Below are 16,051 nucleotides of genomic sequence, written 5' to 3' on the forward strand. Positions count from 1 at the left end.
TTAGTTACCTATATTATAACATGTTACGAAGTGTTACGAAATAACTAAAGGGAAAATTTGACAAAAAAATAAAGCCCTATCAAGGCTTTTGTACATTTTTTAGGTTTTTAGGTGTCAAACTCCCGGGCTTGAGGAAAAAAAGAACATATTTATCAATAATTAATAATATACATACACTACTTTTTCATTGTATAATAGATCTTAACACCATTTTAAAAAAATAGGAGGTGGACCACCTTTCTCTGAAAGGTGAACCATTTGGACGTTGCCAGTTTACTCTTAATTGCTTTATTAATTGCTTTAACCGCCTTTTTTGTTGCCACGGAATTTGCGATTGTTAAAATTAGAAGTTCTCGGATTGACCAGCTAGTAGAAGAAGGGAAGCCTGGGGCAAAAGCTGCCAAGCATGTGACCACTCACATGGATGAATATTTGTCCGCCTGTCAATTAGGGATTACTGTTACAGCTCTTGGAATTGGTTGGTTGGGTGAGCCAGCCGTCAAAAGTTTACTTGATCCAGTTCTTGATAAGTTGCAAATTAATCCATCTTTTTCGACCATTATTTCGGTTGCAGTTTCATTTATATTTATTACGTATCTTCATGTCGTAGTAGGGGAGCTTGCACCAAAAACAATGGCCATTCAAAAAGCAGAGAATATTACCTTACTTGCTGCTAAACCGATTATCTGGTTTTACAAATTGATGTTTCCGTTCATTTGGTTACTGAATGGTTCTGCTCGGCTTATTATTAAAGCGTTTGGTATGCAGCCAGTGATGGAGCACGAAACTTCCCATACTGAAGAAGAGTTAAGAATTATCTTGTCAGATAGTTATAAAAGCGGGGAAATTAATCAATCAGAACTATTATACGTGAATAATATTTTTAAGTTTGATGACCGAAGTGCAAAAGAAATTATGGTTCCTAGAACCGAAATGATTTCTCTTTCGACCGATAATAGTTTCCAAGACTGGATGGACATCATAAAAACAGAGAAGCTGACACGTTATCCTATTTATGATGGAGATAAAGACAATATTGTAGGAATTGTCAATGTAAAAGATATTTTAATGGCCCAGATCAGCCACACTAAATCTAACTCAGAGATGAAATTGACTGCTTTTCTTAAGCCAGTGATTCTCATTATTGAAACGATTTCCATTCAGGAGTTATTTTTGAAAATGCAGCAAGAACGTATTCATATGGCTGTGTTAATGGATGAATATGGCGGTACATCAGGTCTTGTCACGATTGAGGATATTATCGAGGAAATCGTTGGAGATATCCGTGATGAATTTGATGCAGATGAGAAAGAGGAAATTACCAAAATTTCTGAAAACCAATATGTGCTAAGTGGAAAAGTCCTAGTGAATGAAGTAAATGATTTATTAGGCATCTCATTATCTGACGAAGAGGTAGATACGCTCGGAGGATGGATCTTATCACAGGATAGTGATGTGAAAATGGGAGATACCTTTTCACATGATCATTTTACCTTCACTGTAAAAGAAATGGATGGACATCAGGTCCGCTATATTTCCGCTAAAAGGGAAGAAGTCCTTTTACAAATGGTTGAAAATGAATAAATAAACGAAGAAAGCATGCTAAATAACCAATAGCATGCTTTCTTTGTGGTTTAGAAACACCCTAACAAGAAGATTTTTCATCCAGCTCCAGCGCCTAGCCCCGAGAGGCTCGCAGGATGCGAGTCCATCGGCGTTGCGACGTACAAGGATGTTACTAGTGCAGATGAAGCGACAGGACGTCACGTTTGAGTCTGCCGCCAGGACAGCGCGTTTTTAGCTGTTCATCCTTACTATGAAAGTTTGTACGTTGCTAGCGGGCGCTTGCGCTTTTCTTATTCCCCAAATACTTCGCGCCATTCATCCTTTTGTGCGAGCATTTCGCGGGCGAGTGCTTGTGCACCTTCTAGGCTGTGGCTTGCTGCCCAACCGCATTGCACCTCATTACAGGCAGGAACATCTGTCGCTGCGAGAACATCGTTTAGCGTTTGTTCAACAGCATCAAGGATTTCATCAAAATTGTCATGATTAATTACGGTTAGATAGAATCCTGTTTGGCATCCCATTGGGCTTAAATCGACTACACTATTATGGTGATTACGAATTAATTCTGCCATTAAGTGCTCAAGTGAATGAAGAGCAGGCATTTCCATATGCGCCTTGTTTGGCTGTTTTAAGCGAAGGTCATATTTATGAATAACATCCCCATTTGCGCCTTCTGTGACTCCTGCTAGGCGGATGTAAGGTGCCTTTACCTTTGTATGATCAAGATTAAAACTTTCGACATTCATTTTTTGAACCATAATCTAATTCACTCCTAAACAATTTATTATTTCTATTAATATCGTAACATATTTTATTTAAATTTGTTTTTTATCTATTTATCCTCAATCCATTTACTCTTTATTCTTGCTGTTTGTATGACGATGTCTTGGAAAGTTAAAGAGTATGGCTAAAATACCACAGATCCCAAGTGCCATCGGATAGAATGAGAATGGTATGATACTAACAGGTGAAATCGCAGCTAGTCCTGAAGCAACAAGCATTTGTCCGCCATAGGGAACAAGTCCTTGCCAGCAGCTTGCGAAAATATCCAATAGACTCGCTGATTTTCGCGGATCAATTTTATATTCATCTGCAATATTTTTAGCTAATGGACCGGTCATAATAATCGAAATCGTATTATTGGCTGTTGCGATATCTGCTACACTAACCAATCCGGCAATTCCGAATTCGGCACCCTTTTTTGTTTTCAACTTGCTGGTTACAAAGTTCAGCAGCCAATCAATCCCTCCATTATGTTGAATAATGCCTATCATACCACCAATAAGTACGGCTACAATAGCAATATCCTCCATACCTATAATTCCTTCTGAGACTGCTTTGATCAACCCCGTTGGTGTATAGGAACCATCGATTAAGCCGATGATTCCGGCAAAAAGCGTTCCTCCAAGCAGAACAACGACAACATTAATCCCTACTAATGCGGAAACCAACACAAGGATATAAGGAAGAATTTTAATGAAATTGAAAGGATATTCCCCAAGAGTCTGGATCTCATTTCCCATTGTTACAACCCAAAGAATGAGGGCTGTCACAATTGCTCCGGGTAAAATAATAAAAAAGTTTGTTTTGAACTTGTCGTTCATCTTTGTTTTTTGCGTACGCACTGCGGCAATCGTCGTATCTGAAATCATTGATAAATTGTCGCCAAACATGGCTCCGCCAATGACCGTCCCCATAGCTAAAGCCATTGATATTCCCGTTTGGTCAGCAATACCCATGCCAATTGGCGCTAAAGCAGCTACTGTGCCCATGGATGTCCCCATTGAAATGGAAATAAAGCAGCCGACAATAAATAATCCTACCATTAATAGATTACTAGGGATGAAGGATAGCCCCATATTCACGGTAGATTCAACCGCCCCCATCCCCTTAGCAGTTTCTGCAAATGCACCTGCTAATATAAAAATCACAACCATTAAAATAATATTGGGATGGCCAGCCCCTTTTGTAAAAATGTCTAATTTTTTTGTTAAGGTTTCCTTTCTGTTCATCGCTAATGCAACGGCTGCAGCAATAACAATCGCAACATTTAATGGCATATTCGAAAAGTCTCCGGAAATAATTCCATTCCCAATAAAAAGCAACACAAACACAAGCAATGGTAACAGTGCTAGAAGACTTCCTTTTTTCGTCTTCGTTGTCATAAATATCCCCCCTTAAACTTGATTAGTTCATTGTCATCCCGCCAGTAACGTTGATACCTTGTCCAGTCATGTAATCCGAGTATTCTGAAGCTAAAAAAACGACAACATTGGCAATATCTTTTGGCGATGCTGTTCTTCCTAATGGTACTTGAGAGTTGTCTTCTAAACGAATCGCTTCTCCATCTAGCCCTCGAAGTTCCCCGCCAATTACTCTTTCTGTCCTTTTCATATCCGTTTCTACGATCCCTGGACATACAGCATTCACATTAATTTGGTCTGGAGCCAATTCAATTGCAGCTACCTTTGTGATTCCCAATACTGCATGCTTCGAGGCTACGTAACTTCCCATCAAGCGATAGCCATTTTTTCCAGCTTGGGAGGAAATATTAATAATTTTCCCGCCTTCCCCTTGGGCCTTCATAACTTTGGCGGCCGCTTGCATGCATAAGTATACCCCTTTTGTGTTCACATCCATCGTCCGATCCCAATCTTGTTCTTTAATATTCACCATATAATCCATCGTGGAAATTCCTGCATTGTTGACTAGAATATCCAATCTCCCGAAGTGATTTGTTACTTTTTTTATCATCGCTTCTACTTCATCGCTTTTAGATACATTGGTTTGAACATAATATAGATGATCATTTGCGTCCTTTTCTGACATGGACATATCAGCAACCGCCACTTTTGCACCACAATCCAAAAATGCATCGGCAATTGCCTTTCCGATTCCATTTGCCCCACCTGTGACAATGGCTACTTTTCCCGTTAAATCCATCGAGTACATTGGTTGTCCTCCTTTGAGATGTCTTTTCACTTTTACCCAATAAAAAAACCTCTTCATTTGAATGAAAGAGGCTTTAAAAAAACATAGTAGACTTCCTCTTCTCATCTTCAAGTAAGTAACTACTGGAATTGGCACAGTACTTCTAAGAGTCCGCTGCCGAGGCTTCGTAGGGCCAGTCCCTCCACCTCTCTAGATAAGAAATAGCATACAATATGTAATTGACTATTAATAAGTTACCCTAAATAACTATGCAAGTCAACAGAGGCTGTTTTACGTATTGGCTAAATCCTTAAGAGCATGCTATAATGATTTTAATTACTACGTGTGTAGTTTTGCTCATTATACTACATTTGTAGTATTTAATAATAACTAAAGGATGAGATGAATATATGACTAGTCGAATGAGAAGAAACAAGCGACGAATGCTTCCTTATATAATAATAATATTTCTCTTGCTCATAGGGATTGGGGGATTTGGTTACTTTCAATTTATACATGCAGGTGATCGCGACCAAGTTCAAGAATTAGCGGATCATTTCCTGCAAATTTTAGAAGATAAAGAGTATGAGGATTTGGGTGATGTACTTGATAAGCAATCATACACAGCGCTAGACTATACTTTAGACGAAGTAAAAGATAAATATGAAAAGATTTTTAATGGCATCCCTATTCAAAACATCCGTGCTACTAAGGTAAACATAGATGAAATAAATCATAATGAACAAATGCTTTCATTCCAACTAAGTTTCACCACACCTCTAGGTAACATGGATAAATTGCATTATCAGGCAAAGCTTGTGAGAAAGGATGATGATTATTTTGTAGAATGGGATCCTTCTCTTATTTTTCCAGAAATGGAGGGAAAGGATAAGGTAGCCTTTCGTGTTTCCCGAGCGGAACGTGGTGAAATTCATGACCATGCTGGCAATAAACTGGCTGTTAATGAGGATTTTAAATGGGCAGGTGTCATTCCGAAAGACTTGGGTCAGGGGAAGGAAAAAGAAAGTAGTCTTGAAAATATAAGTAAACAATTTAATATTTCACTGAATGATTTGCATGAAACACTACAACAAGATTGGATAAAAGACGATTTATTCGTACCTCTTAAAATCATTGAATCTGATAAAGTAAAGCCATTGCCTGGGGTTGCCTACCAAGATACTAAGGTTCGTTATTACCCTTTAAAGGAGGCAGCAGCTAATTTAGTCGGTTATATTGGTAAGGTCACAGAGGAGGATTTAGAAAAAAATCCAAATTTATCTGAAGAAAATATGATTGGAAGAATGGGGTTAGAGCGAGCTTTTGATAAGGAATTACGGGGAAAAGATGGCGGGGAGCTTGTTATCGTTGATGAACAGGGAGAGAAGAAGCAAGAAATTCAAAAGGTAGAGAAGATGGATGGTGAAAATATTCAATTAACCATCGATGCCTATATTCAAGAGAAAGCCTATGAGCATTTGAAAGAGAAACCAGGAGCAACAGTTGTGATGAACCCCGAAGACGGTGGTCTCTATGCTTTGGTTAGTTCGCCGTCGTTTGATCCTAATAAAATGGTGCAAGGGATATCGCAGGATGATTACAATGAATATGCGAATGATGAGAGAAAACCATTTCTTTCTAGATTTGCAGTCGGTTATGCACCCGGGTCAACATTTAAGACGATCACAGCAGGCATTGGCCTTGATGCAAATGTGACACAAGTAGATAAGGTAAGAGAAATAAGTGGTTTAAATTGGCAAAAGGATAAAAGCTGGGGAGGTTATTCTGTGACCCGTGTTTCTGATGTAAGTGAGGTAAATATGAGGCAGGCCTTAATTTACTCTGATAATATCTATTTTGCCCAAGAAGCATTAGAGATAGGAGAAAAACGTTTCAGAAAGGGCTTAGACCAATTCATCTTTGGGGAAGAATTAGATTTACCCATTGCTATGAAGCCCGCGCAAATATCGAATCAAGATACATTTGATTCAGAAATCCTCTTAGCTGATACGGCATATGGACAAGGGGAATTATTGATGACTCCCATTCAGCAGGCTGTGATGTACTCTGCTTTTCGGAATGAGGGAAATATCATTTATCCGCAATTATTAGCAGATAAAAAAGAAAGAAAAACGAAAGCTGCACTCACAAGTAAATCAGTCAATGAAATAAAAGATAGCTTGGTTGAGGTAGTTGATGATCCAAATGGAACGGCCCATAGTCTGTATAACCCAGAGCATCATTTAGCTGCCAAAACGGGCACAGCTGAGTTAAAATTGAAACAAGGTGAACAAGGGAATGAAAACAGTTTTTTACTTGCTTTTGATACAAATGAGTATGATTTTTTAGTTCTTTCACTTGTAGAGAATTATACTTCCGGAAACTCTGCAACCCAGCTAAACCAAGCGTTTATAGAAGAATTATATGCCTATTTCTCAAAAATGGGCACATAACATATGCGCTGCTTGATTTGACCGCCTGCGTATTTATTTTATATAATAAATACTACACATGTAAGAGTAGGGGGTTTGAAGAATGAGTGAGATTCCGCCAATATCGGAAGCAGAATATGAAGTGATGAAAATTGTATGGAAGTATGAGCCGATCTCAACTCCCGAGGTTGTCGAGAAGGTTATGGGGAAAATTGACTGGAAACCAAATACCATTCATACGATGCTTGCACGTCTAGTAAAGAAAAAGGTATTGCAAACGAGAAAAGATGGAAGAGTGTTTGTTTACACATCACTTGTTCAACAGCATGAATATGTTGAACAAAAAAGTGAACTATTCCTTAAACAGTTTTTTAATGGTGCTCTAAATTCTATGGTGTTAAATTTTATTGAGAATGATCAACTGTCAGAAGAAGATATAGATGAATTAAAAGCGATATTATCTGAAAGGGAGAAGAAGAAAGGGGGAGAATAATGGATGCCTTTATACATCGTTTTATGCTAAGTACTTTGCTAGTTACTTTGCTGATTGTCACGATTCTTTTGCTTAAAAAGGGATTGAGCAAGCATCTTTCTATTAAAGTGCATTATAAAATTTGGTACTTTCTTTTCGTTCCCCTAATGACGCCCTTTTTTCCATGGGATTTTTTCAAACTTGGAGCAATCCCAACGCTTTTTACAAATATATTCACGCAAAATACAGCGAATTCCCTTAAGCAAAAAAGTATGACTGGGTCCACAATCTCTCAAGCGGAAAACAGTGATCTATTACGCGATTTTGCTATATCGGTGAATAGGTCAACTCCAGAATTTGTGTTCACTATGGGGTTAATCGTTTGGGTAATTGGCATAGTTGTCTTAGCTGGATGGATTATCTATTCACATGGCCAAATCCGCAAAATTAAAAAGTCGGCTTCACTTATAAGCAATCAAAAAATAAGCGATCTGTTAGAAGAGTGTAAGAAGATTGTCGGGGTCAGAAGAGAGATCACTTTGCAGGAGACTTCAATGATCAACTCCCCGATTACCTTTGGGATGATAAAGCCATCTATCCTTTTGCCTTTACATGCTCAAAGGGAATTTTCATTGAATGAATTAAAATATGTTTTTTTACATGAATTAAGCCATCAAAAAAACAAAGATGTGCTCGTTAATAATCTGATGTGGGCCTTGCAAATCTTGTATTGGTTTAATCCATTTGTTTGGTATGCTTTAAAACGGATAAGAATCGATCGTGAATTAGCTTGTGATGCATCTGTGCTAAGTCTGATAGATGAAGATAACTATATCGACTATGGGCATACAATTCTTCATTTTGCGAGAGGAAAACATGATCATGTGTATGAACAATTTGTTCCAGGAATAGGAGGAACGAAAAAGCAAATAAAACAAAGAATCCTTAGCATTGCGAAGCATACTGAGGATTCACAATTATTGAGACGGAAAAGTATAGCCATTTGCATAGCCTTAGGCATGTTTGTGCTATGCCTGACACCCTTCACTAATGCTGTAGCCAGTTCTGATGTTTATGCATTCGATGAGGAAGAGGTTATATATGAAGATTTAGCTCGTTATTTTCAAGGATATAAAGGCAGTTTTGTTTTATATGATGCATCCGAAGATCAATATCATATTTATAATCGGAAGATGAGTGAACAAAGAGTTTCTCCTAACAGCACCTATAAAATCTACTCAGCCTTATTTGCCTTAGAGTCAAATGTGATAACACCTGACAACAATGTACAGACCTGGGATGGTGAAGTTCACCCTTATCCAGAATGGAATCAAAACCATAATTTGGATACAGCCATAGGAAGTTCAGTGAACTGGTATTTCCAGAATCTTGATCAGAAGGTAGGCAAAAAACAATTACAACATTATGTTGATAAAATAATGTACGGAAATGAGAATCTTTCCGGGCAGCTGGATCAATATTGGATGGAATCTTCATTAAAAATTTCTCCAATTGAACAAGTGGAATTATTAGTTGCGTTACAAGAAAACCGCTTCGGTTTCAGAGAAGAAAACATTCAGGCCGTTAAGCAAGCAATCTCAATTGAGAAGAAAGCACAGGGACAATTACATGGAAAAACAGGCACAGGTACGATTAATGGAATAGATGTGAATGGTTGGTTTATTGGCTATATCGAAAAGAATCATCATTTTTATTATTTTGCTGTTAATATTCAAAATGATGGGGCTAACGGTAGTAAAGCAGCTGAGATCGCCAATCACATTCTCCAGGATAAAAACATTTATTTGTATTAATGCTGTTTACGCCTAAACCAAAGAATCCCGGATTCTAATATAGAATCTCGGGTTTTTTGGTGTGCAGGAATTTATAAACTTCTGGCTTATAGGTAAATTGCAGTTTTACACTTTCTTAGGAGCCTTATTTTGATGACTTTTCTGCTTTTGGTTCCCTGGGTCTTCGCACAAGTCCCAGCCTTTTTTTCTCACTGGCCAATGCCTTATAAAGCGAGAACATCATCAGGATCATGATAATGGAGAATGGTAAGGCCGCAATAATTAAAGCGTTTTGTAATGCGTCCAAGCCACCACTATATAAGAGAATAGAGGCCATAGCTGCTGAAATAATTCCCCATGAAAGCTTAACAGTATTGGGGGGGGTAAGAGATCCATAAGTTGTCTGCATACCTAATACAAAGGTTGCAGAGTCTGCAGATGTGATAAAAAAGATCGCAACCAAAGCAATCCCGATAAGTGACAGGACGATAGAAAACGGCATTTCATGAAAGACGGCAAATAACACTTCTTCTGTTGCAAATTGGGTCAAATCAATTGTTCCAACTTGCTGAACATCAATCGCTGCTGTACCGAATACAGCAAACCAAATAAAGCTGACAATAGCTGGAGCTAAAAGAACTCCAATGACGAATTCGCGAATAGTACGTCCCTTAGAAACCCTGGCAATAAATATACCAACGAAAGGTGACCAAGAGATCCACCAAGCCCAATAAAAGATGGTCCAACCATCAATCCATTCTCGATGACTAGAATCCAAAGGGGCAACCCGAAAGCTCATTTGAATTAAATTTTGCAAATAAAGTCCGATCGTATCCGTAAACATATTCAAAATTAATAAGCTAGGGCCAAGGATAAAGACTAAAATAAGTAATAATACAGCTAAAACCATATTTGTGTTGCTTAGGTACTTGATTCCTTTACTTAATCCGGACCAAGCTGATATTAAGAATAAGACGGTAACAATAGCAATAATGACAAGCTGGACCGGAAAGGAAATGGGCACATTAAAAAGGTAAGAAAGTCCACCATTAATTTGAGCGGCTCCAAAGCCTAGCGTTGTGGAAACCCCAATGACCGTAGCTAGCACAGCGATGATATCAACCAATACGCCAATTCGGCCTTTTGCATATTTACCTAATATTGGCTCTAAAGTGGCACTAATTAAGCCGGGCCGGCCTTTCCGGAAATTGAAAAAGGCAAGGCTTAATCCAACAAATGCATATATCGCCCATGCATGAATTCCCCAATGAAAGAACGTATAACGCATCGATTCCTTTACTGCTTCGTCTGTACCGGGCTCAGCAGTGGCTGGGTTAATGGCAAAATGGGAAATAGGCTCTGCTGCCCCCCAAAAGACTAAACCAATTCCCATCCCTGCACTAAAGAGCATGGCAAACCAAGTGATTCGAGAAAACTCAGGTTTATCATCTTGTTTCCCTAATCGAATTGTTCCAACAGGACTAAAAATAAGAAAGACACAAAAGAGGACAATTACTGAAACTAAGATTAAATAATACCAACCAAAACTAGTTGTAATAAAATCCTTCACATTAGAGGTCATGGCTTCAAAACTATCTGGTGCCGCAACTCCAAAAATAACTGCAATAACTAAGAAAGCAGCAGATATCCAAAACACGTTCGAAATTTTATTCATGCCGTTTTCCTTTCTAATAACAAATTTTTTCATTTTTTCACCATACCAATGATTGTGACCTTTTTCAAATGACTTGTTTATAGAGTGTGTTCCCAACGGAAGATAAAATGAAACCCCAACCAGCGACTCCCTGTTGCAGGTCACTTTATCTTTCCTCGTTAAACGATAATTCATTCAGGTTGAATCCGAGAGATAATGATGCAAAAGATAGCTGGTTTACATGTATGGTTCGAAGACAAATTCGTTTACATGGGGTTCGCTCATTAATACAATGAATATTGTAAATATTTTTAAGGGAAAGAATTCAGAATTTGGGGCATACAGAAATATTGAGTGAAAATTATTAGTCCGCAGTTGATTCCTTTGTTTTATGGAGTAAGTGAGTGGATGGGCAAAATAATACATAGGGAGAGTGATCATTATGGGATTATTAACAAATCAAGTTGTCCTAGTGACAGGTGCAGGAACTGGTTTAGGAAGAGCAACAGCGATTCAAATGGCGGCCGAAGGAGCAGAAGTTGTATTAACCGGAAGACGTAAGGGAAAATTACAGGACGTAGCAGAGGTTATTGGGCAGGCAGGGGGCAGGTCGCTTGTATTTCCTGTGGATGTAACGAATCCAGAAGAGGTGAACACGCTGCGTGATCAATTAATCGATCAGGTGGATCGGGTAGATGTGTTAATCAATAACGTCGGCGGGACTGGGGGATTCAGTACAGTTCATGACATGATAGTTTCGTTATGGGATCACACGATTCGTCTCAACTTATCTAGCTCCTTCATTGTAACAAACGCATTTCTTCCGATAATGCGAAAACAACAGTATGGTCGGATCGTCACCATTACCTCCGCAATGGCTCATTATGAGTATGAAGGTTTAGGGGCTTATTCGGCTGCTAAAGCAGGTTTGGAAGGATTAATGCGCACAGTGGCGCTTGAAGAAAAGGAACATGGAATATTAGTGAACATGTTTGATCCAGGGAATTTGAAAACGGAGCAAAACCCTTATGGAGAAGGGGATCCCGCGACAGTTGTTGATGGAATTGTAAAACTGGCAGCTTTACCGGCAGATGGGGTCAATGGACAGGTTATCAAAGCAAGTGAATAAAATGAGGAATTTTATAATTTTCACACATGCAAGTGAGGAAGAAATATGATAATCTAATAATAAGTTCATAAATGGTTGGAGATGCAGAGAGACCGAGCAGCACTATTGTCTAGTTTTATAGTGTCTGTTTTGGGTCTCTTTTTTTGCATCTCCTTTTTTAGCACATTCGAAGGGGGAGAACTGTTATGAAGGAATTTTCAGGTTTAAATAGAAAAGCTGTTTTTCAAGATATGGAGCAAGCCGAATTTGATATGCTTGTGATAGGTGGAGGAATAACTGGTGCGGGAATTGCTTTAGATGCGGCTACAAGAGGTTTGAAAGTAGCGCTTGTAGAAATGAATGATTTTGCCTCTGGTACATCAAGCCGTTCCACGAAATTAGTGCATGGTGGGTTGCGTTATTTAAAGCAGTTTGAAATAAAAGAAGTGGCAGAGCTTGGAAAAGAACGGGCGATTGTTTATGAAAACGGTCCGCATGTCACGACACCAGAATGGATGCTACTTCCTTTTCATACAGGAGGGACTTTTGGGAAATTCACGACTTCTATCGGCTTGATGGTGTATGACTTTTTAGCTGGAGTGAAAAAGGCGGAAAGAAGAAAGATGCTTTCGGTTGATGAGACCTTAAAGAAGGTACCTTTTATTAAAAAAACTGGATTAAAGGGCAGTGGCTATTATGTCGAATATCGCACAGATGATGCCCGTCTCACGATTGAAGTCATGAAGGCAGCTGTGCAAAAAGGGGCAACAGTAATTAATTATGCGAAAGTAGATCAATTTGTTTATAATGACGAGGGCAAAGCGATTGGTGCCAAGGTGCAAGACAATCTCAGTGAGAAAAGAGTACTAGTAAAGGCGAGTAAACTAGTTAACGCGGCAGGTCCATGGGTAGATAAACTGCGTGATATAGACGGATCTAAAACGGAAAAGCATTTGCGTTTGTCCAAAGGGGTGCATGTTGTTTTTGATGAAGCAATTTTTCCATTACATCAAGCTGTCTATTTTGATACACCTGATGGGCGAATGGTATTTGCGATTCCGCGTAATGGGAAAACATATGTAGGAACCACAGACACCTTTTACGAAGGTGATCCTGCAGATATGCATGCGACCCAGGCAGATCGTGATTATCTGTTGAAGGCTATTCGTTATATGTTTTCTGACTTGGATATCGCAGATTCTCATATTGAATCTAGTTGGGCTGGCGTCAGGCCTTTAATTCACGAGGAAGGCAAAGCACCATCAGAAATATCTCGTAAAGATGAAATTTGGGAATCAAACAGTGGACTGATTACCATTGCTGGTGGAAAATTAACTGGATATCGAAAAATGGCAGAAACAGTGGTTAACTTAGTTGTAAGCAAACTAAATCAACCAGGAGACAAGAGCTTTCCAGCCTGTCAAACAAGGAACCTTCCCATTTCAGGAGGAGACATAGGGGGCTCCGCCCATTTAGAAGCTTTTATTCAAGAAAAAGGTAAAAAAGCAGAAAGTTATGGATTGACACAGGAAGAAGGGCGTAAACTGGCGAAGTTATATGGTACAAATGTAGATACTGTGTTTGACTATTTGCCAGAGCAACAAGGGGAATTACCTGTTATTATGCAGGCACAACTTTTATACGCAATTCATCATGAGATGGCGGTTCAACCAGTAGACTTCTTTATCCGAAGAACAGGCGAGCTATTATTTGACGTTGAGCTGGTCCAGCAGTGGAAAGATGCTGTGATCAAGGAAATGGCCTCCCTGTTTCATTGGACTGAAGGGGAATGCAAGAGAGCAGCGGAGGTATTAGAGCATGAATTGAAACAGGCGACTCGTGGAGCTGGTAGAGTAAGCGTCTAGAGGGAGAAATTCTCATCCTTCAATAAAGTTTTTTCATATCAATTGAAAGGAAGGGATACGATCGTGGCTTTCCATGAACAGAAAATTTTGCCTGCATTAAGAGATTTACGGAATTTCGAACGACTTTTAGATAGTCAATATGAATATTTTGTTTTACTCGAAGTACGGATTAGTAATCTCCGAAAAATTATCCATGTGGCCAAAAAACATGGGAAAAAGGTTCTGGTTCATGCTGATTTGATTCAAGGCTTGAATACAGATGATTATGCAGCTGAATATATTTGTAATGATTTAAAACCAGCTGGGATCATCTCTACAAGATCCAATATGATTCTAAAAGCGAAAGCGAAGGGCATTTTAGCGATCCAAAGAACCTTTCTATTGGATACAATTGCTTTGAAAAAGAGTTATCAGTTGATTGAACGCACACAACCCGATTATATTGAAGTTTTACCGGGAGTGGTGTCAGAATTGATTCATGAAATCCAAGCCCACACGGGTTGTAAGATTATTTCGGGTGGCTTAATCCGTACAGAAGAGCAAGTGCAAGCCGCTTTAGAGGCCGGAGCAGAAGCCGTGACAACGTCCCGAATGGAATTGTGGAAGGCCTTTGAAAAAATCTAATCCATCAAGGATAATCAATAATGAAAAGGAGTGGTGAGGTGGAGCGTTATATTTTAGCCTTGGATCAAGGAACAACTAGTACGAGAGCGATTTTATTTAATAAAAAGGGAGAAATTTTTCATAAATCCCAAGTCGAGTTTAATCAATATTTCCCACATTCGGGCTGGGTTGAGCATAACGCTAATGAAATATGGAGTTCGGTGCTCGCTGTAATGGCAAGCGTAATGGTGGATAAGAATATTCAGCCAAAGCAAATTGCAGGAATTGGTATTACGAATCAGCGTGAAACAACCGTGGTATGGGATCGACATACAGGCAAGCCGATATACAATGCAATTGTATGGCAATCGCGGCAAACGGCCCCAATATGTGAGGAACTAAAGCAGCAAGGGTTAGAGGATGTTTTTAGAAGGAAAACAGGCTTATTACTAGATCCTTATTTTTCTGGAACAAAGCTGAAATGGATTTTGGATCATGTTGAAGGGGCTAGAGAGAAAGCGGAAAATGGCGATCTTTTATTTGGGACGATTGATACATGGCTTGTGTGGAAGCTATCTGGTGGGAAAGCCCACGTAACAGACTATTCGAATGCGTCCAGAACACTGATGTTCAATATCCATGAACTGCAATGGGATGAAGAATTACTTGAAATTTTAAATGTGCCAGCTACAATGCTTCCGGAAGTACGTCCTTCTTCTGAAGTCTATGCACACACTGTTGATTATCATTTCTTTGGCCGCTCTGTGCCAATTGCTGGGATGGCCGGAGATCAACAGGCTGCATTATTTGGCCAAACTTGTTTCGAAAGTGGTATGGGCAAAAACACATATGGAACAGGGTGTTTTATGCTTTTACATACAGGCGAACAGGCAGTTGAATCTAAACACGGTTTATTGACAACGATTGCATGGGGGATCGATGGAAAGATCGAATATGCCTTGGAAGGAAGTATTTTTGTTGCTGGATCTGCGATTCAATGGCTGCGTGATGGATTAAGAATGTTTCGGGATGCAGATGAAAGTGAGAAATACGCCCAAAAAGTATCATCATCTGAGGGGGTGTATGTCGTACCGGCCTTTGTTGGACTTGGAACACCTTATTGGGATAGTGATGTGAAGGGGGCAGTGTTTGGCCTTACCCGAGGAACTTCGAAAGAACATTTCATTCGTGCGACATTGGAATCTCTAGCTTATCAGACAAAAGATGTGTTAGAAGCCATGGAGGCCGATTCAGGAATTCCTTTGAAAACATTGCGTGTCGATGGGGGAGCTGTCAAAAATAATTTTCTGATGCAGTTCCAAAGTGATCTACTTGATGTATCAGTGGAACGCCCAAAGATCGAAGAAACAACAGCCCTGGGAGCGGCTTATTTAGCTGGACTTGCGATTGGATTTTGGGAGAATAAAGATGAAATCAAGCATTTCTGGGAGGTAGACCAAACCTTCGAAGCCAATATGGAAGAAAAAGAAAGAGTATCCCTATACGATGGATGGAAGAAAGCCATTGAGGCAACGATGGTGTTTAAATAAGCTTAAAAGATACTGGGTATAACTTTATATTACCTTAGCGGAGGAAATATCCGTAGAATCCTGCGGGAAGTGAGAGC

General features: G+C 39.3%; 12 protein-coding genes and 1 riboswitch. Of the genes, 8 read left to right on the forward strand and 4 right to left on the reverse strand.

Annotated elements, in window-relative coordinates:
- Nucleotides 1-258: 258 nt before the first annotated feature.
- Nucleotides 259-1,584: a hemolysin family protein gene (locus KI375_RS21525; RefSeq protein ID WP_212975462.1), complete on the forward strand. Its 1,326-nt coding sequence runs from the start codon at nucleotides 259-261 to the stop codon at nucleotides 1,582-1,584.
- Nucleotides 1,585-1,856: 272 nt separating this feature from the next.
- Here KI375_RS21525 and KI375_RS21530 read toward each other — a convergent pair whose 3' ends face one another.
- The 3 genes from KI375_RS21530 to KI375_RS21540 form a co-directional block, all read right to left on the reverse strand.
- Nucleotides 1,857-2,324 carry an S-ribosylhomocysteine lyase gene (locus KI375_RS21530; RefSeq protein WP_212975463.1) on the reverse strand — a complete coding sequence of 156 codons (468 nt, stop codon included), beginning with the start codon at nucleotides 2,322-2,324 and terminating at the stop codon, nucleotides 1,857-1,859.
- Between the two features lie 93 nt (nucleotides 2,325-2,417).
- Nucleotides 2,418-3,731: a Na+/H+ antiporter NhaC family protein gene (locus KI375_RS21535; RefSeq protein WP_212975464.1), complete on the reverse strand. Its 1,314-nt coding sequence runs from the start codon at nucleotides 3,729-3,731 to the stop codon at nucleotides 2,418-2,420.
- Nucleotides 3,732-3,753: 22 nt separating this feature from the next.
- Entirely contained in the window at nucleotides 3,754-4,518 is a 765-nt protein-coding gene (locus tag KI375_RS21540; RefSeq protein ID WP_212975465.1) for an SDR family NAD(P)-dependent oxidoreductase, read from the reverse strand.
- A 98-nt stretch (nucleotides 4,519-4,616) separates the two neighbouring features.
- A riboswitch (SAM riboswitch) is annotated at nucleotides 4,617-4,718 on the reverse strand.
- A 189-nt stretch (nucleotides 4,719-4,907) separates the two neighbouring features.
- Here KI375_RS21540 and pbp4 point away from each other — a divergent pair.
- The 3 genes from pbp4 (at nucleotide 4,908) to KI375_RS21555 (ending at nucleotide 9,215) form a co-directional block, all read left to right on the forward strand.
- Nucleotides 4,908-6,950 carry a penicillin-binding protein PBP4(5) gene (gene pbp4, locus KI375_RS21545; protein WP_212975466.1) on the forward strand — a complete coding sequence of 681 codons (2,043 nt, stop codon included), beginning with the start codon at nucleotides 4,908-4,910 and terminating at the stop codon, nucleotides 6,948-6,950.
- An 82-nt stretch (nucleotides 6,951-7,032) separates the two neighbouring features.
- The gene (locus KI375_RS21550) at nucleotides 7,033-7,422 is read left to right on the forward strand and encodes a BlaI/MecI/CopY family transcriptional regulator (RefSeq protein WP_212975467.1); all 390 of its coding nucleotides are present in this window, start codon (nucleotides 7,033-7,035) and stop codon (nucleotides 7,420-7,422) included.
- Entirely contained in the window at nucleotides 7,422-9,215 is a 1,794-nt protein-coding gene (locus KI375_RS21555) for a BlaR1 family beta-lactam sensor/signal transducer (RefSeq protein WP_212975468.1), read from the forward strand. Before KI375_RS21550 ends, KI375_RS21555 begins: the two co-directional genes overlap by 1 nt.
- Nucleotides 9,216-9,339: 124 nt before the next feature.
- Here the strand turns inward: KI375_RS21555 and KI375_RS21560 are convergent, their stop codons facing one another.
- A complete protein-coding gene (locus KI375_RS21560; protein WP_212975469.1) occupies nucleotides 9,340-10,869 on the reverse strand; it encodes a glycine betaine uptake BCCT transporter in 1,530 nt (509 codons plus the stop codon).
- 421 nt (nucleotides 10,870-11,290) lie between these two features.
- Here KI375_RS21560 and KI375_RS21565 point away from each other — a divergent pair, with 421 nt between their 5' ends.
- The 4 genes from KI375_RS21565 (at nucleotide 11,291) to glpK (ending at nucleotide 15,974) form a co-directional block, all read left to right on the forward strand.
- Complete coding sequence (locus tag KI375_RS21565; protein ID WP_212975470.1) at nucleotides 11,291-11,977, forward strand: SDR family NAD(P)-dependent oxidoreductase; 687 nt, start codon at nucleotides 11,291-11,293, stop codon at nucleotides 11,975-11,977.
- Nucleotides 11,978-12,162: 185 nt separating this feature from the next.
- Nucleotides 12,163-13,821, forward strand: coding sequence for a glycerol-3-phosphate dehydrogenase/oxidase (locus KI375_RS21570; protein WP_212975471.1), 1,659 nt, complete (start codon nucleotides 12,163-12,165; stop codon nucleotides 13,819-13,821).
- Between the two features lie 63 nt (nucleotides 13,822-13,884).
- The gene (locus tag KI375_RS21575) at nucleotides 13,885-14,445 is read left to right on the forward strand and encodes a glycerol-3-phosphate responsive antiterminator (RefSeq protein WP_280528675.1); all 561 of its coding nucleotides are present in this window, start codon (nucleotides 13,885-13,887) and stop codon (nucleotides 14,443-14,445) included.
- 38 nt (nucleotides 14,446-14,483) lie between these two features.
- Nucleotides 14,484-15,974: a glycerol kinase GlpK gene (glpK, locus tag KI375_RS21580; protein ID WP_212975562.1), complete on the forward strand. Its 1,491-nt coding sequence runs from the start codon at nucleotides 14,484-14,486 to the stop codon at nucleotides 15,972-15,974.
- Nucleotides 15,975-16,051: the final 77 nt, after the last annotated feature.

The organism is Bacillus sp. J14TS2 (genome assembly GCF_018333015.1).
Classification (GTDB): domain Bacteria; phylum Bacillota; class Bacilli; order Bacillales; family Bacillaceae_C; genus Lederbergia.